The 20,219-nt window shown below is 66.6% G+C and carries 23 protein-coding genes, 1 tRNA gene and 1 pseudogene; 5 read left to right on the plus strand and 20 right to left on the minus strand.

Annotated elements, in window-relative coordinates; genetic code table 11:
* Nucleotide 1: 1 nt before the first annotated feature.
* On the minus strand, nucleotides 2-631 hold the full coding sequence (locus IEW15_RS04965; RefSeq protein ID WP_188575545.1) for an FMN-dependent NADH-azoreductase: 630 nt from the start codon (nucleotides 629-631) through the stop codon (nucleotides 2-4).
* Between the two features lie 89 nt (nucleotides 632-720).
* Between IEW15_RS04965 and IEW15_RS04970 the strand changes: the two genes are divergently transcribed.
* From IEW15_RS04970 to IEW15_RS04985, 4 genes are all read left to right on the plus strand, one after another.
* The gene (locus tag IEW15_RS04970) at nucleotides 721-1,698 is read left to right on the plus strand and encodes a LysR substrate-binding domain-containing protein (protein ID WP_229707829.1); all 978 of its coding nucleotides are present in this window, start codon (nucleotides 721-723) and stop codon (nucleotides 1,696-1,698) included.
* Nucleotides 1,695-2,267 (plus strand): flavin reductase family protein, encoded by a 573-nt coding sequence (locus IEW15_RS04975; RefSeq protein ID WP_188575547.1) that lies wholly within the window; start codon nucleotides 1,695-1,697, stop codon nucleotides 2,265-2,267. The genes IEW15_RS04970 and IEW15_RS04975 overlap by 4 nt, the downstream gene beginning before the upstream one ends.
* 34 nt (nucleotides 2,268-2,301) lie before the next feature.
* Nucleotides 2,302-3,234, plus strand: coding sequence for an AraC family transcriptional regulator (locus tag IEW15_RS04980; protein ID WP_188575549.1), 933 nt, complete (start codon nucleotides 2,302-2,304; stop codon nucleotides 3,232-3,234).
* A 159-nt stretch (nucleotides 3,235-3,393) separates the two neighbouring features.
* Entirely contained in the window at nucleotides 3,394-4,143 is a 750-nt protein-coding gene (locus tag IEW15_RS04985) for an SDR family oxidoreductase (RefSeq protein WP_188575551.1), read from the plus strand.
* Between the two features lie 80 nt (nucleotides 4,144-4,223).
* Here the strand turns inward: IEW15_RS04985 and IEW15_RS04990 are convergent, their stop codons facing one another.
* From IEW15_RS04990 to IEW15_RS05050, 13 genes and pseudogenes are all read right to left on the minus strand, one after another.
* A complete protein-coding gene (locus IEW15_RS04990) occupies nucleotides 4,224-5,279 on the minus strand; it encodes a nucleotidyltransferase family protein (protein WP_188575554.1) in 1,056 nt (351 codons plus the stop codon).
* A 17-nt stretch (nucleotides 5,280-5,296) separates the two neighbouring features.
* On the minus strand, nucleotides 5,297-6,565 hold the full coding sequence (locus IEW15_RS04995; RefSeq protein WP_188575558.1) for an HD domain-containing protein: 1,269 nt from the start codon (nucleotides 6,563-6,565) through the stop codon (nucleotides 5,297-5,299).
* Nucleotides 6,566-6,616: 51 nt separating this feature from the next.
* On the minus strand, nucleotides 6,617-7,375 hold the full coding sequence (gene cutA / locus IEW15_RS26465) for a divalent cation tolerance protein CutA (RefSeq protein WP_188575560.1): 759 nt from the start codon (nucleotides 7,373-7,375) through the stop codon (nucleotides 6,617-6,619).
* Nucleotides 7,372-7,773, minus strand: coding sequence for a response regulator (locus IEW15_RS05005; RefSeq protein ID WP_188575563.1), 402 nt, complete (start codon nucleotides 7,771-7,773; stop codon nucleotides 7,372-7,374). The genes cutA and IEW15_RS05005 overlap by 4 nt, the downstream gene beginning before the upstream one ends.
* Nucleotides 7,774-7,858: 85 nt before the next feature.
* Nucleotides 7,859-9,082, minus strand: coding sequence for an NAD(P)/FAD-dependent oxidoreductase (locus IEW15_RS05010; protein WP_372402772.1), 1,224 nt, complete (start codon nucleotides 9,080-9,082; stop codon nucleotides 7,859-7,861).
* Between the two features lie 95 nt (nucleotides 9,083-9,177).
* Nucleotides 9,178-9,255, minus strand: a tRNA-Pro gene (locus IEW15_RS05015).
* 793 nt (nucleotides 9,256-10,048) lie between these two features.
* A pseudogene (locus IEW15_RS26720) lies at nucleotides 10,049-10,342 on the minus strand (MerR family transcriptional regulator); the annotation flags it as partial.
* A 50-nt stretch (nucleotides 10,343-10,392) separates the two neighbouring features.
* Entirely contained in the window at nucleotides 10,393-10,731 is a 339-nt protein-coding gene (locus IEW15_RS05025) for an integration host factor subunit alpha (protein WP_188575566.1), read from the minus strand.
* Nucleotides 10,732-10,920: 189 nt separating this feature from the next.
* Nucleotides 10,921-11,898 (minus strand): beta-ketoacyl-ACP synthase III, encoded by a 978-nt coding sequence (locus IEW15_RS05030; protein ID WP_306432585.1) that lies wholly within the window; start codon nucleotides 11,896-11,898, stop codon nucleotides 10,921-10,923.
* Complete coding sequence (gene plsX, locus IEW15_RS05035; protein WP_188575568.1) at nucleotides 11,895-12,953, minus strand: phosphate acyltransferase PlsX; 1,059 nt, start codon at nucleotides 12,951-12,953, stop codon at nucleotides 11,895-11,897. Before plsX ends, IEW15_RS05030 begins: the two co-directional genes overlap by 4 nt.
* A gap of 80 nt (nucleotides 12,954-13,033) precedes the next feature.
* Nucleotides 13,034-13,219: a 50S ribosomal protein L32 gene (gene rpmF, locus IEW15_RS05040; protein WP_188575570.1), complete on the minus strand. Its 186-nt coding sequence runs from the start codon at nucleotides 13,217-13,219 to the stop codon at nucleotides 13,034-13,036.
* A 119-nt stretch (nucleotides 13,220-13,338) separates the two neighbouring features.
* The gene (locus tag IEW15_RS05045) at nucleotides 13,339-13,983 is read right to left on the minus strand and encodes a DUF177 domain-containing protein (protein ID WP_188575572.1); all 645 of its coding nucleotides are present in this window, start codon (nucleotides 13,981-13,983) and stop codon (nucleotides 13,339-13,341) included.
* A gap of 127 nt (nucleotides 13,984-14,110) precedes the next feature.
* Entirely contained in the window at nucleotides 14,111-14,716 is a 606-nt protein-coding gene (locus IEW15_RS05050) for a ubiquinol-cytochrome C chaperone family protein (RefSeq protein WP_188575573.1), read from the minus strand.
* A 243-nt stretch (nucleotides 14,717-14,959) separates the two neighbouring features.
* Here IEW15_RS05050 and IEW15_RS05055 point away from each other — a divergent pair, with 243 nt between their 5' ends.
* Nucleotides 14,960-15,484, plus strand: a complete 525-nt coding sequence (locus IEW15_RS05055; protein WP_188575575.1) for an outer membrane protein assembly factor BamE — start codon at nucleotides 14,960-14,962, stop codon at nucleotides 15,482-15,484.
* A 189-nt stretch (nucleotides 15,485-15,673) separates the two neighbouring features.
* Here IEW15_RS05055 and IEW15_RS05060 read toward each other — a convergent pair whose 3' ends face one another.
* From IEW15_RS05060 to ribB, 6 genes are all read right to left on the minus strand, one after another.
* Nucleotides 15,674-16,138, minus strand: a complete 465-nt coding sequence (locus IEW15_RS05060; protein WP_188575577.1) for a hypothetical protein — start codon at nucleotides 16,136-16,138, stop codon at nucleotides 15,674-15,676.
* Between the two features lie 38 nt (nucleotides 16,139-16,176).
* Nucleotides 16,177-16,746, minus strand: a complete 570-nt coding sequence (locus IEW15_RS05065; protein ID WP_188575579.1) for a DUF4865 family protein — start codon at nucleotides 16,744-16,746, stop codon at nucleotides 16,177-16,179.
* A gap of 136 nt (nucleotides 16,747-16,882) precedes the next feature.
* Complete coding sequence (thiL, locus tag IEW15_RS05070; RefSeq protein WP_188575581.1) at nucleotides 16,883-17,914, minus strand: thiamine-phosphate kinase; 1,032 nt, start codon at nucleotides 17,912-17,914, stop codon at nucleotides 16,883-16,885.
* 47 nt (nucleotides 17,915-17,961) lie between these two features.
* Complete coding sequence (gene nusB / locus IEW15_RS05075) at nucleotides 17,962-18,426, minus strand: transcription antitermination factor NusB (RefSeq protein WP_188575660.1); 465 nt, start codon at nucleotides 18,424-18,426, stop codon at nucleotides 17,962-17,964.
* A 145-nt stretch (nucleotides 18,427-18,571) separates the two neighbouring features.
* A complete protein-coding gene (locus IEW15_RS05080) occupies nucleotides 18,572-19,021 on the minus strand; it encodes a 6,7-dimethyl-8-ribityllumazine synthase (protein WP_188575583.1) in 450 nt (149 codons plus the stop codon).
* A gap of 7 nt (nucleotides 19,022-19,028) precedes the next feature.
* Nucleotides 19,029-20,177 carry a 3,4-dihydroxy-2-butanone-4-phosphate synthase gene (ribB, locus tag IEW15_RS05085; protein ID WP_188575584.1) on the minus strand — a complete coding sequence of 383 codons (1,149 nt, stop codon included), beginning with the start codon at nucleotides 20,175-20,177 and terminating at the stop codon, nucleotides 19,029-19,031.
* Between the last annotated feature and the right edge of the window lie 42 nt (nucleotides 20,178-20,219).

A 20,219-nucleotide genomic window follows, 5' to 3' on the forward strand; every position in this document is an offset into this window, starting at 1 on the left:
GTCAGGCAGCCACGGCCGCCGGGGCCAGGGCCGAGATCTCGGCCTCGGCGGCCGTGAAGGCCGCGGCAAGCGCGTCCGGCCCCATACCGACGCCCTCGACTCGGACAATGCTGACATCGGTGATACCGATGAAGCCGAAGACCAGCTTCAGCCAGCTTTCCTGATGATCGGCCGCCTGACCGGCGGCACTGGTCGAATAGACGCCGCCGCGGCTGGACGCGATGATCACCTTGCGGCCGCCTGCCAGACCCTCAGGCCCGTTCGGGCCATAACGGAAGGTGCGGCCGGCACGGGCCAGACGGTCGATCCAGGCCTTCAACTGCGACGACACGGCGAAATTGTACATCGGCGCGCCGATCACGATGATGTCGGCTGCCAGGAATTCCGCCAGAACCGCTTCGGCCAACGCATATTCCTCGGTCTGCACCGGGGTCAGATCCTCGGTCTTGCCGGCGCGGACCACCGGCGGGCGTTCGCCCGGCAGATGCGGCAGTTCATCGGCGGCGAGGTTGCGGCTCACGATCTCCAGCCCCGGCATCGCATCAGCAATGGCATTGGTGATGCTGTCGGTCAGCCGGCGCGACAGCGACTGGGCACCAGCGACACTGGAATGGATCTGAAGCAGCTTCATGGGTCAGGTCTCCAGGTATGGTCAGGACTTTAGTTTCCTGCCCTATAGCTACGGGTGGAACGATCATGACGCCAGATGACAAAACCTGGATGATAGGTTCCATATATGGAACCATGCATGACCTGAACGATCTGATGATCTTCGCCCGCATCGTCGAGCATGGCGGTGTCGCGGCGGCGGCGCGGGCCATGGGCCTGCCGAAATCAACCGTCAGCCGCAGGCTGTCGGCACTGGAAGACCGGCTGGGCGTCCGCCTGATCCAGCGCACCAGCCGGGCATGGATGGTGACCGATGTCGGGCGCGCCTATCACCGTCATTGTCAGGCGATGATTGCCGCCGCCGATGCCGCACAGGAGGTGATCGCCCATAATCAGGCCGAACCGCGCGGGCTGATCCGGATGAGTTGCCCGCTGCCATTGCTGTCGACCGCGATCGCGCCGATCCTGGCGCGCTTCATGGCCGATTTCCCCGAGGTGCGCATCGAGGTCGATGCCACCCAGCGCCGGGTCGATGTCGTCGAGGAAGGTTTCGATCTCGCCTTGCGGGTCCGGCCACTGCCGCTGGAAGACAGCGACCTGGTGGTGCGCATCCTGGGTCACAGCACGGTCGCGATCGTGGCGGCACCTGCCCTGCTCGACCGCCATGCCCCGGTTCGTCATCCGGACGATCTTGCCCGCCTGCCGACCGTCGCCCAGATGCCACCCGGCGGACGCGGCAGTATCGAGGCCGTCGCGCCCGCGATCCGCCATTGGACGCTGACCGGCCCTGGGGGGGAAGCCGTCCGGATACCGCACGAGCCACGCTTCGCCGCCGACGACCTGCCGACCCTGCACCATATGGTCCGTGCCGGTCTGGGCATCACGATCCTGCCGCATTATCTGGTTCAACACGATCTGACTGCCAGGCGGCTGGTCACACTCCTGCCCGACTGGCGGCCGCCTTCTGGCGCCGTCCATGCGGCCTTCCCCTCGCGCCGCGGTCTGGTTCCCGCGGTGCGCCGCCTGATCGATCGTCTGGCCGACGAATTCAATGGCGAATCCGGCCTGTCGGAGACTGCCGCAGAATGAATACCCACCGGCACCGCCGCTTCGCCAAGTCGCCATTGCCCGTGCATCTGGTGCGGCGCTATCTGGAGCCCGGGCCGGTGGTTCTGGTCACCTCGGCCCATGGTGGGGCGACCAACATCATGACGCTGGGCTGGCACACGGTGATGGAGTTCACCCCGTCGCTGGTGGGATGCATGATCTCGGCCGGCAATCACAGCTTCGATCTGATCCGGCGGAGCGGCGGCTGCGTGATCAATCTGCCGCCGGCCTCGCTGATCGACGCGGTGGTCGGCATCGGCAACACCAGCGGTGCGGCGATCGACAAGTTCCGGACCTTCGGCCTGACGCCGACATCCTCCACTGAAATCGAGGCGCCCGCGATCGCCGAATGCTTCGCCAGCATCGAATGCCGCATCTCGGATGACCGGCTGGTCGACAGCCATAATTTCTTCGTGTTCGAGGTGGTCGCAGCACATGTGGCGACACTGCGGCGTCGACCTGCGACCCTGCATTATACCGGTGACGGCGTGTTCATGATCTCAGGACGGCGGATCGACAAATCGGCCTTGTTCGACCCGCGCATGCTTTGAGGGTGGCGCCGCGACCGGCAATCGGGAGGTCCATATGCCTGTGGATGACATGCGGACAGGAGCGGGCATCCCTGAGCGGACGTCGCCGCTCGGGCTGGAACGTCATATCAGCGGCAACAGATTGATCAGCAGCGACGGCCCGGCATGGAAAGACGTTTTCATACAGGTCTTCGCACGCAACCGCGTCCAACATCCCTTTCTGGTTCCCGCCGTCGCTGAACCGCTGCTCGTCTGGGTCATGTCGGGCAGGGCCGTTGTCGAGGAACGGGATGTCGGCGGCGACTGGCAGGCGAGCCACGTGCAGGTGGGCGACTTCTTCCTGACCCGATCACCGGCGCCCTATGAAATGCGATGGCAGGCCGAAGCTGATCAATCGTTTCAGGTGATGCATCTATACGTCTCTGTGCCGCTGTTCGAAAAGGTGGCGCGAGAGATGCCGGGACGGGCCAGCGGCATCATCGCCCTGAAGGATGTATCAGGTGGCCGCGACTCGACGATCTCGCATATCCTGAGCCTCCTGTACCGTGAACTGATTGCCGACAATGCCGGTGGCAGCAGGCTGTTCGTCGACGGGCTGGCGCAGAGCCTGGCCGTGCATCTTCTGCGCCATTATGCGGTCGTGGATACGCCGGCGCGGCCGCGAAATGCCTTGCCCGGTGCGAAACTGCGCCGGGCAGTCGCCGTCATGGCCGATCGGCTCGATCGACCTTTCGATCTCGACGGTCTGGCGCATGAGGTTGGGATGAGCGCGTTCCACTTCAGCCGGTTGTTCAAGACCGCGACCGGGCTTCCACCCTCGCGGTATTTCATCCGGCAGCGTGTCGCCAGGGCACAGAGATTGCTGCAGGAAACCGACATCAGCATCATCGAGGTCGGGATGACGGTCGGCTATTCAAGCCCGAGCCATTTCGCGCAGGTTTTCCGGCGTGAGACGGGTCTTTCACCCGGCGACTATCGCCGGGGCTGAGGCAAAGCGACCGTCCCGTCGTCAATTGAGCAAAACCCCGACAGCTTGAGCAATCCCCCGCGAGATGGAAAAGCCGGGACGTCATAGATGTCCTCCTGTCGAAGGCGAAGGCCCGCCCTCCTCCCGGCATGGGCCTGCCTGCAACAAGGAGAGACACCAATGACGACCGTCAACGGAAAAATCGCCCTGATTACCGGCGCATCGAGCGGTATCGGCGCAGCCACAGCCACAAGGCTGGCCGCGGCCGGCGTAACGGTCGGCCTCGCGGCCCGGCGCACCGATCGCCTGGATGCGCTGAAAGCCGACATCGCGGAACGGGGCGGCAATGCCCTGGCGATCGAGATGGATGTGGTCGAACCCGCCTCCGTCGAGGCCGGCGTCAGGACACTCGTCGATGCTTGCGGCTCGATCGACATTCTCGTCAACAATGCCGGTCTGATGCCGCTTTCCGATATTGACCAGCTCAAGACCGATGAATGGCACCGCATGGTCGACGTCAACGTCAAAGGTCTTCTCAACACAACCGCGGCGGTTCTGCCACAGATGATCAGGCAGCATTCTGGCCACATCTTCAACACGTCGTCGATTGCCGGCCGCAAGATCTTCAAGGGTCTGTCAGTCTATTGTGCGACGAAGCATGCGGTAACCGCATTCTCCGATGGACTGCGCATGGAGATCGGGCAGAAACACAATATCCGCGTCACCTGCATTCAACCGGGCGCCGTCGCCACCGAACTCTATGATCAGATCACCGACCCCGGCTATCGCCAGCAGATGGACGACCTCGCCCGGCAGATGACCTTCCTGCAGAGCGCGGACATCGCCGACACAATCTTGTTCGCGCTCCAGGCCCCGGGCCATGTCAACGTCGCGGAACTCTTCGTTCTGCCGACCGAGCAGGGTTGGTAGATCCGCGCTCATGCAGCCGCCGGCCACCTCAGGCGGCCGGCCGCATGGTCATGGCGACGCAAAGCCCCATAGCACCAGCCCTATAGCACCAGTCGCAATTGCAGCGGGTGATCGGCCGGGTAGCGGCTGTTGATCAACGTCAGAAGATCGCGGCTGAAGCCGGCCGCCTCGTCCTTCAGCATGCGATAGAGCGGCAGGCCGCGCGCCTCCGCCGGCGGCACGTCGAGGGCGGCCCGGTTGACGGGATCATCCAGGGCGGCAAGAAAGCGATCATAGCGGGCCAGTGCCGGCAGCAGGGGGCCCGGGCCATAGATGTCGAGCAGCCGGTCGATCGGCGGCCGGCCCAGCAGCCGCGACAGCAGCGCGCGCTTGGCCGGCACGTCCAGCCCCGCCGTTTCCCCCGCGGCGACGACCCCGGACACATAGAGCAGCTTGCGCGAGAACACCAGTTTCACATTGCGCAGGCCCCAGCCCTTGGCGGCGGCACCCCGCGTCTTCATCTCGAAATCGACGCAGATGCTGCGGTAATAACGGATCACGTCGTTGAGCAGAAAGGTCGCCGGATCGTCGCGGCCGTGATGATCCTGCACATAAGTCGCGATCAGCCCGTCCAGGCCGCGACGGAACACCGGCGCTCCGGCCAGGGCGCGGCCTTCCAGCAGCATCAGCAGCCGGCGGGTGGTGATCTGGTTGCCATCCTCGACCCCGCCGATGGTGTTGATCAGCGCGTCGGCAGATTGCGTGGCCTCGAAGGCTCCGCCATCGGCGGGCTGGCGAATGCCGGCGATTGCGGCCGCGCGATGCACGCGCCCGGCCAGCTGCCGCGCGGCCAACGCGCAACCGTCGCCGCGCCTTCCGGCAGCGTCTCGCGGATCATACAGCACATAGCTGTCCAAATCCGCCTGCGGTCCGGCCTCGCCACGGCCATAGGATCCACAGACCACCACACCCAGACCGGCTGCCGGCGGCGGCCGCTCGGTGTCGGCATCGCGAAACAGGTCGTCCTCGTCCAGCACCGGCATGGCCGGAAGCGCCGCCGCCAGACCGGACAGCAGATCCTCGGTCCGTCGGCGCAGCCGCACCAGATGCGGGGCGGTATCGGTGAGCGCGGTCCAGTCGTGTGCCAAGCCATCCACGGCCGGGTCGCCGGCGATCATGCGGCGGCGAACAGATCATGTTGGCGCCGGCCCCCGCCATCGCCTGCGATCGCGGCCAGGGCCGACAGGCCATAGAGCGGCCGCCTCCGCCGGGCCTTGATCTCACGATACCGCCGGGCATAGGCCTCCGGGCTGTCCAGCACCACATCGGGTTCGATGGTGAAGCGACGCTCGCGCCCCATCACTGTCTCCATCGTCGGCACCGGCGCCGGCGCGCCACGCCGCCGTCCAGCCGCCGCCGCGGCACGCGCGGCCCGGAAATCGGCGTGGATATGACCGACCAGGATGGTGATCAGCGTCTGAAGGTCGCGGGCACGCCCCAGCAATGCCCGTTCCGACAGAAAGAAATCCTCGGGCCGATAGCGATCGATGGTCTTGTCGACATGGCGCTGGACCAGCGCATCCGCCGAGCGGCAGACATCGCCATAGATGAAGGTCTCGTAGATCTGTTCCTTCAGCCGCCAGAACCCGTCGAGCCGCCGCACGCCGGCCCGATCGACCCGCGCCAGCGCCAGCACCGAGATCAGCGGATGGGCATCGACCGGGGCCCGGTGCAGATAGGTATTGGCCCGGCAGATGCCATCGATGGTGTCGATGTTGATCGGGCCCGAGAACAGATGGGCGTGGGGACGGCTGGACCGGCGGGCGATCAGCCCCACCACCTCGTCGGGATCGATACCATGGCGGTCGAGAGCCGCGCGGATGTCCAGGCCCAGCGATACCTCGCCACGAATGATCGCCGCGGTCGCCGCGTGATGATCGATCCCGAACCGGTCGGCGAAGACCGGCTCCAGCGTATGCGACAGCGGGCCGTGGCCGACATCATGCAGTAGCGCCGCCGCGATCAGGATGTCGCGGTCGCGCGGTGCCGCCGCCGCCATCCGGCAATAGCTTACCGCCAGCAGCGCCACGCCCAGCGAGTGATGAAAGCGGTTGTGGCGGACGAAGGACGGCCGGCCATTGGGATGAAACAGCCGGTCGATCACGCCCAGAAACGATACGTCGCGCAGCCGCTGAAACCCGGCGCTGGCAATCAGGTCGCGATGCAGGCTGTGCGGAAACGCGGCAGCGATCGCGGCGTCGTCCAGCCGGAAGCGGAAGCGCGGTGCTTCGGGGAACAGGTCGCCGGCGGTGGTGCCGGCGTCAGGCCACGACACCGGTGCCCAGTCGGCCAGATCATCGAAAGCATCGACGGCCGGTGGCACATGCGGCGCTTCGACCGTCTCGACACCGAAGTCCCAGATCGTGATCTGCCGTCCGCTCATGCCTGCTCCGCTCACTGACCCCATCCACCGATCATGCACCGGACCGCCTTGTCATGCACGGCATTCGGCGGCGATCCAGTCCAGGAAGTCCGCATTGCCGCCGGTGATCGGCCAGGCCGAGATGCCTGGCAGGTCATAGCTGTGCAGCGCCCGCACACGGTCTGTCAGCGCCGGAACCAGGCGATCGACGGTCTTGGCCAGCAGCACCACCTCCGATCCGGTCTCGATCGCGCCCTGCCAGCGATAGATCGCGGTCATGCCGGCGATCAGGTTGCAGCAGGCTGCCAGCCGCTCATCGACCAGCGCCCGGCCGATGGCCGTCGCCTCGTCGCGGCTGCCACAGGTGATGTAGACCACCATCGGCTGGTCGCCGTCCGACCGGGCCCGTATATCCAACCCGCCCCCGGATGCGATGTCCGGCCCTGTGGCCGGTGGTTGCATGGACATGTCGGACCCGGCGGTATCCACCGGCGCGCCTGCCGCCGTGTCGATGGCGGCCTGCAGATGGCCGATGGCATGATCGATGGCGCCGGCATCGGGGCGGCCGGCCTGCGCCGCCTCCAGCAGCCGCTCCAGGATACGCGCGGCATCGCCGATACCGGGAAAGCCGAAGCTGCCCGCGGCCCCGGCCAGGGAATGGGTCGCGCGCTCGGCCTCCTCCAGCGCCTCGCGATCGCCCGACACCCGCCAGCCGATCAATCCGCCACGCACCCGATCGAGCCGTGCCGGCAGGCCCTGGCGGAATTCCTCGGTCAGTGTCGCGATGATGTCGCCGGCCGTGGCCATGGCTGTCTCAAGCTTATCGGTCACGCGTCCTCTCCTGCCACACTGGCCTGTTCCCACAGAACACGCAGATGATTGGCCAGGGTCATGGGATCAAACGGCTTTCCAATCACGTGCAGCGCCCCCATCGCCAGAAAGGCCAGATTGTCCTCAGGCTGCTGGCGGGCGGTGAGAAATACGACCGGCACCCGCTCACCGCCGGGCAGACGGCGCAGCCGTGCCAGGGTTTCGGGCCCGTCGATGCCCGGCATGGTCACGTCCAGCACCACCAGGTCGTGGCGGACGGCATCGAAAGCCGCCAGGGCCTGGGCCCCGTCTTCACAGACCGTCACCTCAAGCCCGCCGACCACCGCCAGCGAGATCCGCACCAGTTCGCGCAGATCCGGCTCGTCTTCCGCCAGCAGTATATGTCTCAGGTCAGCCATCACGGCCCCCACGCCATCGACCCCATGTGGATGAACGAAGAATAGGCCGGGACGCGCGCCGGGGAAAGCCGTGCGCCGCCGCCCGTCATATTTCAGGCGACATGACGCCCAGCACCAGCGCCACACGCTCGGCCAGGGCCAGTGCCGCGGTCAGCCCCGGGCTTTCGATCCCCAGCAGATGGACCAGTCCGCCGACGCCGTGATCTGCCGGACCATCGATCCGGAAATCGGCATCCGCCTCGCCCGGGCTCACGATCTTGGGCCGGATGCCGGCATAATCCGGCACCAGCGGCACGTCGGGCATGGCGGGCCACCAGCGCCGGATGGCCTCGGCGATCCGTGGCGCCCGGCCGGCATCCACGGCCAGATCGGCCGGGTCGTCGACCCATTCGACATCCGGCCCGAACCGGGCCTGCCCGGCCAGATCCAGTGTCAGATGCACACCAAGGCCGCCGGCCTCGGGCACCGGATAGATCAGCCGGCGAAACGGCGGCCGGCCGCTATCGAGGCGGAAATAATTACCCTTGGCGAACCGCAGGGGCGGTGTGACCGCAGCCGCCGCCGGTCCCTCGATCGCCCGCGACAAGGCGGGCGCGCCCAGCCCGGCCGCATTGACCAGGATGTCGCAGGTGATCTCGGCCGGGTCGTCGCCGCCGGTGGCGATGCGGATGCCCTGAGCATCCGCGCGGCCGCCGATCACCGGGGTGCGGGTGATCAGCATGCCGTCAGCGGCCTCCAGCCGCGCCAGCAACACCGCCATCAGGCCGTGGCTGTCGATGATCGCCGAGGCGGGCGACAACAGCGCGGCATGGACCGCCAGCGCCGGCTCCAGCGTCCGTGCCGCAACCGCCGACACCGGTTGCACTTCGGTCGCACCATTGGCATGAGCCCGCGCCAGGATCGCATCCAGCCGCGGTGCCTCGTCGGCGGTGGCGGCGACCACCAGCTTGCCCACCGCCTGATAGCCGACGCCGGTTGCAGCGGCGAAGGCCTTCAGCCGATCACGACCATCCAGACAGCATACGGCCTTCAGACTGCCCGGCGGGTAATACAGCCCCGCATGCACCACTTCCGAATTCCGGCTGCTGGCGCCCTCACCAAACCGCGGACCGGCTTCCAGCACCACCACGGAGCGGCCGGCACGCGCCAGGCGCTCGGCCACCGCCAGCCCGACGACACCGGCACCAACCACCACCGCATCCAGATCCGGCTTCCGCATACCCGACGCATCCCCTCTGTCCGCCGCTCCCGACCCCTTGCCGGCCGCCTGCCGGCCGGCATTGAACCAGACACAAGCCCCAAAGCACAACGGCCGCGAACCCTGTGCAGGGCCGCGGCCGTCGAATGATGCAGACTTCGCCGTCTGCGGGCATCATCCGGGGAAGATGATGCCAAGAGAAGAAATGGTCGGAGCGAGAGGATTCGAACCTCCGACCCCTAGTCCCCCAGACTAGTGCGCTAACCAGGCTGCGCCACGCTCCGACCGATCTTCCTGGGGGCATTTGACTGCCCCCTGCGAAGTGCGCGGACTATATCCAACCGGATCATCCCGCGCAACCCTTCTGCGACAGGTTACGGCCTGAAAAATTCAGGCCACCCCATCCCGCCCGCGCTCGCCATCGACGTCCGGGGACGTCGTGTCATCTCCGATGGTTTCAGCGGTGGCTTCATCTGCCGCCTGAACCTGTTCATGGCCGTCTGCCGGCTTCGCGCCGCCAGCGGTACCGGATGCACCGGCACCTTCGCCCGGAAGCTCGATCACCAGAACATCTTCGGCAAAACTTTCGTCGGTGCCGGCCACATCGCCATCCACAAGTCCGTCGGCGGTGGCGGCCTCGTCCTCGCCATGCAGCAACGCACGCGCCCGCTCCAGATGGGCCAAGGCCTCGCGCATCAGCCCCTGGCGTCGCTCATCTTCCGCCAGCAGAGCCCGGATACGGGCGGCCGACAGATCGGCGAGGCCGGCCACAGGCACAGCGACAACCGGCGGCGCGGCCTGTGCAGCAATGGTGGTCGGCGAAGCGGCCAGGTCGGCCGGGGACGGCGCGTCATCGGCGGCGGCGGCGATCAGGCCGTCATCGCCGATGTCGTCGGGATCGTCGACGTCATCCAGGTCGATATCGTCGTGCCCGGCATCATCTTCGTCGCCGCCCTCGTCGCCATCCGACGCATCGTCGACATCATCGCCGTCACGATCGAGACGTGCTGCCAGGGCATCGAGCAGATCGGGATCCTGAGCCGCGGTTCCCGCGGTGCCAGCCTCGACCCGCTCGGCCACCGCTTTCACACCACCCTCGCGCAGCAATTTCTGCACACCCTTGATGGTATAGCCTTCATCATAGAGCAGGCTGCGGATACGGCGCAGCAACACCACGTCCTCGGGCCGGTAATAGCGCCGGCCGCCTGCCCGCTTCAGCGGCTTCACCTGGGGAAACTTGCCTTCCCAGAATCTGAGGACGTGAGCGGGGACGTCGATCTCCTCCGCCACCTCGCTGATGGTGCGGTACGCGCCCGGCGCCTTGCCGCCGCCGCGCCGCCGTTCGCCATCATTGGCGGTGGTGTCGGTCATCTCGTCAACGCCTCCATCTCACCCTGATGTCCACAATGCCGATCCGCTGGTCAGGCTTCGGCGTCCTCAAGATCTTCCTCAAGGTCGTCGACATCGATCAGGCTTTTGCCGATACGGTCCTTGAGCACGTTCGAGGCCCGGAACACCAGCACCTTGCGCGGCAGGATCGGAACTTCCTCGCCGGTCTTCGGATTACGCCCGACGCGCTCGCCCTTCTGGCGCACCGCGAACGTGCCGAAGGACGAGATCTTGACCGTGTCGCCTTCGACCAGACTGTCCGAGACAACGGCCAGCACCGCCTCGACCAGCTGAGCGGATTCGTGCCGCGACAGACCAACTTCCTGATAGACCGCCTCGGCCAGGTCCGCGCGAGTGACGGTGCGTGCCATCGTCTTGTCCTCAAATACTTGCGCGCGCAGCTTCACCCTGTTTATGCGCCATGGCGGACAAGCTTGTCAAACGCCTTGCGCTTCAGGGCCTTGCGACACGCGGTTGTGTCATTGTCGAAATGCGGGGGACGGCCCGGGGGCCGTCTGCGTCACCGGCAGGCACAGGGCCCGGCCGGCCATGATGGACAATTACCAGCGGATCAGCGCCGACCCCCAGGACAGACCACCACCGATGGCTTCGACCAGCACCACCTGCCCCGGCTGGATACGGCCATCGGCGGCCGCCTCCGCCAGCGCCAGCGGGATGGATGCGGCCGAGGTGTTGCCGTGGCGGTCGACCGTCATCACCACCCGGTCCATCGGCAGGCCCATCTTGCGGGCGGTGCCGATGATGATCCGGGCATTGGCCTGATGGGGCACCAGCCAGTCGATGTCGTCGGCGGTCAGGCCGTTGGCGGTCAGCGCCTCGGTCACGCTGTCGGCCAGTTTGACGACCGCGTGCCGGAACACTTCCTTGCCTTCCATCCTGAGATGGCCGGCGGTCTGGGTGGACGAGACGCCACCATCGACATAGAGCGCGTCATGATGTCGACCATCCGAGAACAGATGGGTCGACAGCACACCGATATCGGCATTGGTCCCCGCGCCGGCCTCGGCACGCAGCACCATCGCACCGGCGCCGTCGCCGAACAGCACGCAGGTGCCACGATCCTTCCAGTCCAGGATGCGCGAGAAGGTCTCGGCGCCGATCACCAGCGCGGTCCGGAACTGGCCGCTCTTCAGGAAATTGTCGGCGGTCGAGAGCGCGAACACAAAACCCGCGCACACCGCCTGAAGATCGAAGGCGGCACCGCGGGTGATGCCCAGCGCCGCCTGGATCTTGGTGGCGCTGGCAGGAAAGGTCTCGTCGGGGGTCGATGTGGCGAGGATGATCAGATCGACCTCCTGCGCATCGATCCCGGCATTGGCCAGCGCCGCACGTGCGGCATGCAGCCCCAGCGTCGAGGTCAACTCGTCGGGAGCGGCGATGCGGCGCTCGCGAATGCCGGTCCGCTCCTGGATCCATTCATCCGAGGTATCGACCATCTTCGACAGGTCTTCGTTGGTCAACACCCTGGCGGGCAAATAGCCGCCGACGCCGAGCACGCGCGCGCGCATAACCGTCATGCCGTAGCCGCCTTCTGCTGAACGGAGGCGCCATCGATCTGGCCCGCCGCGATCCGTTTGAATTCGCCACTGATACGGTCGTTGAAGCCGTGCGCCACCAGGTCGTAGGCCACGCCGATCGCATTGGCGAAGCCCAAGGCATCGGTGCCGCCGTGGCTTTTGACGGCGATGCCGCCCAGCCCCAGGAACATGGCACCGTTGTGATGACGCGGATCGGTCTGCTTCTGCAGCGCCTTCAGGCTCGCCCGGGCGAAGAGGTAGCCGATCCGGGCCAGCAGCGACCGGCGGAACGCCGATTTCAGATAATGGCTGTAGAGCTTGGCCGTGCCTTCCGCCGTCTTCAGCGCAATGTTGCCGGTAAAGCCATCGGTCACCACGACGTCGACCGTGCCCTTGGCGATATCGTCGCCTTCCACGAAGCCATGGAAGCGGATGCCATCGATGGTCTTCAGGCGGGCTGCTGCCTCCCTGACGGCCTCCAGCCCCTTGACCTCTTCCTCGCCGACATTCAACAGGCCGACACTGGGATTCTGATACCCGAGCACGATGCGCGCAAACAGCTCACCCATGATCGCGAACTGGATCAGGTTGCGCACGTCGCATTCGGTGTTGGCACCAAGATCCAGCACCACGGTTTCGCCGCGCAATGTCGGCATGGTGGCGGCGATGGCCGGGCGGTCGATACCAGGCAGCATGCCCAGCATCATCCGCGCCATCGCCATCAACGCACCGGTATTGCCGGCCGAGACCGCGGCATGCGCCCGGCCTTCACGCACGGCCCGAAGCGCCAGCCCCATGCTGGACTTGCGCCCCTGCCGCAAGGCCACCGACGGCCGCATCGAGCCGGGAACGACCTCGTCGGTGTGCAGAAACACGGTCGCGGCGAGCAGCTTCTTGCGGCGCTTCATCAGCGCACGCAGCCGCGGCTCGTCGCCGACCATCAGGAACCGGAGGCCGGGATAGCGCTTCAGCGCAATGGCGGCGCCCTTGACCACCATCTTTGGTGCCTGATCGCCGCCCATCGCATCGAGTGCGATGGTTACATCACCGGACAACGCCACCTCACCTCCGCGCCTTTCGCCGGGCCTGGACCGGCCCGACGCCACGTACCGATACCCAAAGGCATCGACCGGCGTCAGCCGGCCGCCGCCTCCGTCGCGACGTCACGGCCGTCATAGAAGCCGCACGAGCCGCAGACATGATGGGGGAGCTTCAGCTCGCCGCAGTTCGGGCACTCGTTCGCGTTGGTGGCGGTGAGCGCGTGATGGGCACGACGCATGTCACGCCGCGACTTGGAGACCTTTTTCTTGGGGACGGCCATAGTCTTCGCCTTTCAGGATGGGACTTTTCGGTACGGTGACGGGCACAAGCCGAATAGCGCGCTTAGTTAGCGAAAAACCGGCGCGATGGCAAGGCTTCTCCCGGAATTCACGTCCGGTGTCATGCAGATCCGGAAGAACCGTCCTCGTCGGACCGTCCTTTCCCGCCCTGCTGCTTGAGAACCGCCAGCTTCGCAAATGGATGCTCACGCGGCTTTTCGCCCCCGGACGTGCCGGCCCGAAGGGCAAAGACTTCACGTTCGACCGCCTCCGCCGGCGCCTCGGGCCCCCGCGGATAGGGATCGATCGCCAGGCTCAGATATTCCGTCGCCAGTTCCCCCACATCGACCCGACCGTCCACCAGAAGCTCCGGCGGTTCGGGCGCCTCCCCGGGCTCGGCGGCATCGATGGCGGCCAGACGCCGGCCATATTCCGGTTCGGCCAACGCATCCACCGCCACCGTGTCCGAGACCGTGGACTCAAACCGTAGATTGGTCACGACGCAAGTCTGAATCAACCGGGCAGAGAAGGTAATTTCGATATGGGCACCGCCGCGCACCCGGCCGATGGCGACCGTGACATCGAAGGCATTGAGCGCCGGCAGGTCGAGACGCCGGGCCAGCGCCGCACATTCGGCCGCATCGGCTGAATGGCGAAACACACGCGGCTCTGATGGATCGAGTGCATCGATCTCGATGATGCGCGAGAATTCCGGGGTCGCACCAGGCGCTGCGGACGGACCAGGTGCTGCGGTTGGGCCGGTCATGGCGGCAGATCCTCGTGTCGGAACAGATAGATGGGTGGTAACCGCCATAAGCGGCTGTGGCGGCGCACACTACCCTATTGAATGGCGCTCCGCCAGTCTTGGCAGGGTAGCCTGGCATGTGCCGGGATCAGCCCTCACCAGCGTCGGACGCATCCTCGGCATCGGCCCGGGTCGCCGGGACAGCGGCGAAGGCGACGCGGCCCTCAAGGATGTCCTGGGACGCCATGGCGTCGAGCACGCCGATGCTGGCCATGACATAGGCCGCGAGGGCCTGGAGTGTCGCCTCCGACGGCCGGGCCGCACCCGCGGCTTCGATACCGAAGACGTTGCGTGCGATCGCCTCGTTCAATGCGGCGCCACCATCGCCCGCCACCGCCGCCACGGCCGCGTCATAGACTTTCACGCGGCCATAGAAGGCCTCTCCCATGCGCTTGACCTGCTTGCCGACGCTGAGGTCACCCACACCCATTTCACGCAGCGAGCGGTCCATATCGGCGAACATCCGGTCGAACAGCGCCTGACCGGTGCGCCGTCCGCCATCGCCCTCGCGCTTCATCCGATGCAGGATCATGAAGACATGCAGCACGATCATGTCGAAACGGCCGTCGACGGTGTCGGGGACGCCGAGATCGCGATAAAACACCATCGAGCGGGCCTGGGCCACCGCGGTATCGTACTGGGCCTCGGCAGCCGCACGCGGGCCCGTCCGGCCGAACAGCCTGTCTAGAAACATGGGGGCCGTGTCCTCCTGTTGCTCGCTCGCCACCGGCAGATGATCTGCACCCCGGTCGGCCGATTGACACCCCGCGCCGCGGAATGCAATCTTGGGCCGCCCGTAAGCAGACGGGCCGTCGCAGCCGACACCTTGTTTCGGATCCGGCCGGGCCGATGCGCCCGGATCCCTCATCCGCATCGACACATCGTCGGGGTGGTTATGGCGGCGACGCACCACAGCGTCAACGGTGACATCGCCAAGATGATCCGGTCTGCGCCCCGGCGCCGCTCCATCGCCCGCCCCGTTCTCCGCTCCGCGTCCATGGCCGCGGTGGTGATGGCGTCGATCGCCCTCGCCGCCTGCCAGCCCGTGGTGCGCACCCACGGCTTCATGCCGGCCACCGATGAAATCGCCCAGCTCCGGCCGGGTGAACAGACCCGCGAGGATGTGCGGGCCATTCTGGGGGCGCCGTCGACCACCGGCACCTTCGAAACGGATACCTGGTATTATATCCAGCGCCGCACCAGCACGATTGCGTTCTATTCGGCCGACGTGACCGAACAGGACGTGCTTGGCCTGCGGTTCGGCGATGATGGCCGGCTGGCAGATATCGTGCGCTTCGGCCTCGATGACGGGCGCACCATCAGCTATGTCGACCGGGTCACCCCGACCTCGGGCAACGAGTTGACGGTTCTTGAACAGTTCGTCGGCAATATCGGCCGGTTCAACTCGGAAGACAGCGCCAACCGGCCCGGCAATCCCAGTGGCATGGGCGGCCGACGCTGATCCGACGCGCCCCGCATCTGCTCTTAATACCACCGCAAGCATCAGCCCGCCGGGATGGAGAAGATGGTGGGATGGAGAAGACGGAATGATGAAACGGCCGGAAGATCATCATCTTCCGGCCGTTTCATCATTCGGGAGATTATGATCGCCGCGCAGGAGACCCGACCAGCTATCACTCCGATCGGCGCTTCATCCTGCATGGCGCTGTGCGGCGACATCATTGGTCCCCTGCACCAGAACATCGCGCACGACTTTGCGGCCAAACCACGCATTGGCGGCATCGGCCAGGCCACGCTTGATCTCATCGAGGGTCGGCTCACGCCCGAATCGGGCCGCATCGGACGCCACGATATGGGCCGCGTTGACAAAGACCGGGCTCATCCGCGCGACCGCGGGGACGATGTCGTCGCTGCTGACCCCCGGCTCCAATTCCAGCATGATGTTGATCACCAGATAGCGATACACCACGCCATTGCGGAAGATCGGCACGCTGACCGGTTCCGGCTTGATGAACACGGGCAGCGCCACAGCAGACGGCTGCGATGATCTGATGCCGTGGAGCACGCCCAGCGGATCGGCCTGATACAGCAACCAGCCGCCCCCGCCGGCAACGGCAAGCAGAATGACCACGATCACGATCAGCAAGGGGCGCATCGGCAAGTGGTCCGGTGGTGGTGATCAGGGCAGCCGGATCAGCCGCGGCCGCCTGGCTCGGAGAAGTGCAGCACTTCATAGGTGTTGACGCAATCGGATTGCGCCCCCACCGCGGCAGCGCGCGATGCCGCCTCATTACACCATAGACTGTAACGCACAAGCTCCCAGCGATCGGCGTCGAGCGCAATGGAATGGGCATAGAGGCCCGGCTTGCCCAGCATGTCGGCCTGAAGGGCGGCCTCACGCTCATGCATCGCATCCAGCGACATCTCGGGCGGGATGACGTCCACCTCGCGCACCGCGAAGCGCGGGCTGTCGGCACAGGTGCCATGCCCGAAGCCGAGCACGAACCAGGTCCGCACCCGCGGCCGCCCGAAGGCCGCCGCCAGATCGGCGAACAGATCCCCGAAGACGAACTGCTTCCAGTCCTCTTCCGAGCGCCAGATATAGAATGGCGCGTAGACCTGATCCTCCTCGTTCAGGAGGAACGACTTCATCACCAATCCGGGATGAGCATCATAAAGCTGTCCGCGCTCGGCAACCCGGTTGCGGATGGTCTCCGCGTCCAGATCCGCCTTCAGACGCACGGTATATTGAAGCGCCAGCATCGTCTGCGTTCGTCCCCCCGCGATCGATCGGCAGAATCCATATGGCGGGACCGCCACATGGTGTATCCGCGGACGTTACGCCATCGTTGCCGTCGCGAGAACGGTCATTCACGCATGCCGCCCATGCAGGAAGCTGTTAGAAGTGCACATGTCCGTGCTGCCCGCCCGCAACAATCGGCCCACCGGCGTCGGCCAGCACCACCCGCCCCCGCCCCATGGCCTGCCCGGTCACCTGCCCGATCCGGGTGACGGCGACACCGACGCGGGTGCCCTGCATCATCACGGCGCGGCGGGCAGCGGGCGGTGCGGTGAAGACCAGTTCATAATCGTCACCGCCGGTCCACGCCACAGGGGCAAGCCCGGCCCCGGCCGACACAACCCGGCGTGCTGCCGGCGAAAGCGGGACCAGATCGACACGCATGCGGATGTCGACGCCGGATGTTTCGGCGATATGGCCAAGATCGGCCGGCAGGCCGTCGGACACATCGGCACAGGCGGTGGCGATGCCGGCCAATGCCGATCCCAGGGCCAGCCGTGGTTCGGGCAGCAGGCGCCGCGCCTCGACAGCGGCACAGGCCGCTTCGTCCAGCCCCAGCAGCGCCAGATCGATACGACCATAGCCGCCCTCGACCGCAAGCGCCGCATCGCCGATGGTGCCCGACACCCAGACATCGTCACCCGGGCGGGCACCGCCACGGGTGAGCAAACGCTCCGCCGCCGGCGCATGCCCCAACAGGGTCAGGCTCATCACCGCAGGGCCGTCGGTGCCAACCGTGTCGCCACCCAGCAGCGCCACGCCATAGCGCGCCTGATCCTGCGCCAGTCCCGCGGCGAAACGCCGCATCCACTCGCCCGCATCCGGACCGGGAACGGCCAGCGCCAGCAGATAGGCGACAGGTGTCGCCGCCATCGCCGCCAGATCCGACAGGTTCACGCGCAGCAGTTTGCGGGCGACCTGCTCCGGCGGCTCGCCCGGGAAATAATGCCGGCCCTCGACCATCGCATCCTTGGCCGCCACCAGAATCCGGCCCGGCGGCAGCGCCAGCCAGCCGGCATCGTCGGTCAGATCAAGCGCGCCGGGCAGCGTGCGGGCCAGCGGCCGCAGCCAGCGTTCGATAGCCCCGAACTCGCCGAATCGGGGCTCGCCCTCATCGCGCGCGCGCGCCACTGGTGCCCCATCATCCGGCGCTTCGCCGCCGCCCTCGCCGCCGCCGCTCACCGCGCCGTCGGCCGCCCGCCGCGATGGTCCTTGCGCAGCAGCCCCGCCAGGCGGTCTAGAACGCCGTTCACAAAACCGGGCTCGCCACCGGCGAAAAAGGCATGCGCCACGTTGACGTATTCATTGATGATCACGGCTGTCGGCACATCGGTGCGCGCGGTCAGTTCATAGGCGCCCGCGCGCAGAATGGCGCGCAGGGTCTGCTCCACCCGCTCCAGCCGCCAGCCTTCGGCCAGCGACGCCTCAAGCATCGGGTCGATCTCGGCCGCCGCCGCCGCAAAGCCCATTACGATGTCGCGGAAATGGTCGCGGTCGGCATCAAGCTCCAGGCCATCGTCGATGACCTTGCCGATCCGGTGGTTCAGGAACTCGGTGACCACCACCTCGGGCTTCAGGGCGCTGAAGTCGATCTGATAGAGCGCTTGGACGGCGGCGAGACGGGCAGCGGTCCGCCGCGCCATCCCGGCTTCACGCGTGCCGTCGCCGCGACCGGCGCGCGGTATGGGCTTGGGGCTGCGCGCGGGTTCCGGCGCCCGGATGCCGGGTGCCGGAGCCCCTTTTGCGGCGGCGTCACGCTGTTTGTCGGTCATAATGGTCGGAAATCCTTCAGCCCTGCTGGAACTGACGCTTGATCTCGATCATGCGCAGACAGGCATTGGCCACGTCGCCACCCTTGTTGGCACGGTCGACGCGCGCGCGGGCCCAGGCCTGCTCGCGATTCTCGACCGTCAGGATGCCATAGCCGATACAGGCCTTGCGCTCGATCGCAAGCTGGTTGAGCCCGCGGGCGCTTTCGCCGCAGACATAATCATAATGGCTGGTCTCGCCGCGGATCACGCAGCCAAGCGCCACGAAGCCGTCGAAACGGCCACTGTCCATAGCGAAACGGACCGCGGCCGGAATCTCGAAGGCCCCCGGCACCGCCAGGCGTTCCACCTGGGCACCCGCGGCTTCCAGCGCCGCCACGGCGCCTTCGACCAGCGCATCGGCGATGTCTTCGTAGAAACGCGCCTCGACGATCAGGACGCGCAGATCGGATGCAGGTGCCGTGGCCATGGGGGCTTCAGACCTTCTCGATGGTAAGCGGGGCATAGCCGACGATGTGCAGGCCGTAACCGTCCAGCCCCACCACCGTCTGCCGCGAGTTCGAAATCAGGATCATGTTGCGCACGCCCAGATCCAGCAGGATCTGCGCGCCGGTGCCGTAATCGCGCAGCGATGATGCCGCCTGCGGGCTTTCCAGCCGCAGCCGCGCCATCTCGGACAGGCCTGTGGGGCGCGGCTCGCGCAGCAGGACCAGCACGCCACGCCCGGCGCGGTCGATCTGCTCCATGGCGGCGCGCACGGCACCGGCGCGGCCGCTGCTGCGATCGCCAAGCAGATCGTCGAAGGCATTGACCACATGCATGCGCACCAGCGCCGGCTGATCGCCGGCGGCGGCCAGATCGCCCTTCACCAGCGCCATATGCTCGGCGCCGTCGATCTTGCTCGCATAGACGATCATGCGCCAGTCGCCGCCGAAATGGCTGCGGAAAAGGCCGTCGGTCAGGCGCTCCACCAGTTTCTCGGTGCGGCGGCGATAGGCGATCAGATCGGCGATGGTGCCGATCTTCAGGCCGTGCAACTGAGCGAAGGGTACCAGATCGGGCATCCGCGCCATCGAGCCGTCATCGTTCATGATCTCGCAGATCACGCCCGACGGGTTGAGACCGGCCAGGCGCGCGATGTCGACCGCCGCCTCGGTATGGCCGGCACGGACCAGCACCCCGCCGTCGCGGGCACGCAGCGGAAAGATATGACCGGGGGTCACCACATCGCGGGCCCCCGCCTCGGGGTCGATCGCCACCTTCACGGTGTGGGCACGGTCTGCGGCCGAAATGCCGGTGGTCACGCCCTCGCGGGCCTCGATCGACAACGTGAAATTGGTGTGATGGCGCGAGGCGTTGCGCTGTGTCATCAGCGGCAGGCCCAGTTCCTCGACCCGCTCGCTGGTCAGGGTCAGACAGATCAGCCCGCGGCCGTGCTTGGCCATGAAGTTGATCACCTCAGGCGTCACCATCTCGGCCGGAATGACCAGATCGCCCTCGTTCTCGCGGTCCTCGTCATCGACCAGCACCACCATGCGGCCGGCACGGGCGTCCTCGATCACGTCCTCGATGTCGGAGATATAGGCGCGCGTATCGTCGGCCGCCTGGTCCTTGATCACCGTCATGTCGTCGTCCTCTCCCGTTGCGCCGTGTTCTTCAGGTCCGCA

Origin of the sequence: Tistrella bauzanensis, from assembly GCF_014636235.1 — a bacterium.
Taxonomy (GTDB): Bacteria; Pseudomonadota; Alphaproteobacteria; order Tistrellales; family Tistrellaceae; genus Tistrella; species Tistrella bauzanensis.

Bases quoted from the DNA above. Each gene is read 5' to 3' on its own strand.
- IEW15_RS04965 (WP_188575545.1), bottom strand. From the start codon at position 631: ATGAAGCTGCTTCAGATCCATTCCAGTGTCGCTGGTGCCCAGTCGCTG.
- IEW15_RS04970 (WP_229707829.1), top strand. From the start codon at position 721: ATGATAGGTTCCATATATGGAACCATGCATGACCTGAACGATCTGATG.
- IEW15_RS04975 (WP_188575547.1), top strand. From the start codon at position 1,695: ATGAATACCCACCGGCACCGCCGCTTCGCCAAGTCGCCATTGCCCGTG.
- IEW15_RS04980 (WP_188575549.1), top strand. From the start codon at position 2,302: ATGCCTGTGGATGACATGCGGACAGGAGCGGGCATCCCTGAGCGGACG.
- IEW15_RS04985 (WP_188575551.1), top strand. From the start codon at position 3,394: ATGACGACCGTCAACGGAAAAATCGCCCTGATTACCGGCGCATCGAGC.
- IEW15_RS04995 (WP_188575558.1), bottom strand. From the start codon at position 6,565: ATGAGCGGACGGCAGATCACGATCTGGGACTTCGGTGTCGAGACGGTC.
- IEW15_RS05005 (WP_188575563.1), bottom strand. From the start codon at position 7,773: ATGGCTGACCTGAGACATATACTGCTGGCGGAAGACGAGCCGGATCTG.
- IEW15_RS05025 (WP_188575566.1), bottom strand. From the start codon at position 10,731: ATGGCACGCACCGTCACTCGCGCGGACCTGGCCGAGGCGGTCTATCAG.
- IEW15_RS05030 (WP_306432585.1), bottom strand. From the start codon at position 11,898: ATGACGGTTATGCGCGCGCGCGTGCTCGGCGTCGGCGGCTATTTGCCC.
- rpmF (WP_188575570.1), bottom strand. From the start codon at position 13,219: ATGGCCGTCCCCAAGAAAAAGGTCTCCAAGTCGCGGCGTGACATGCGT.
- IEW15_RS05045 (WP_188575572.1), bottom strand. From the start codon at position 13,983: ATGACCGGCCCAACCGCAGCACCTGGTCCGTCCGCAGCGCCTGGTGCG.
- IEW15_RS05050 (WP_188575573.1), bottom strand. From the start codon at position 14,716: ATGTTTCTAGACAGGCTGTTCGGCCGGACGGGCCCGCGTGCGGCTGCC.
- IEW15_RS05055 (WP_188575575.1), top strand. From the start codon at position 14,960: ATGATCCGGTCTGCGCCCCGGCGCCGCTCCATCGCCCGCCCCGTTCTC.
- IEW15_RS05060 (WP_188575577.1), bottom strand. From the start codon at position 16,138: ATGCGCCCCTTGCTGATCGTGATCGTGGTCATTCTGCTTGCCGTTGCC.
- IEW15_RS05065 (WP_188575579.1), bottom strand. From the start codon at position 16,746: ATGCTGGCGCTTCAATATACCGTGCGTCTGAAGGCGGATCTGGACGCG.
- nusB (WP_188575660.1), bottom strand. From the start codon at position 18,426: ATGGCGCGGCGGACCGCTGCCCGTCTCGCCGCCGTCCAAGCGCTCTAT.
- IEW15_RS05080 (WP_188575583.1), bottom strand. From the start codon at position 19,021: ATGGCCACGGCACCTGCATCCGATCTGCGCGTCCTGATCGTCGAGGCG.
- ribB (WP_188575584.1), bottom strand. From the start codon at position 20,177: ATGACGGTGATCAAGGACCAGGCGGCCGACGATACGCGCGCCTATATC.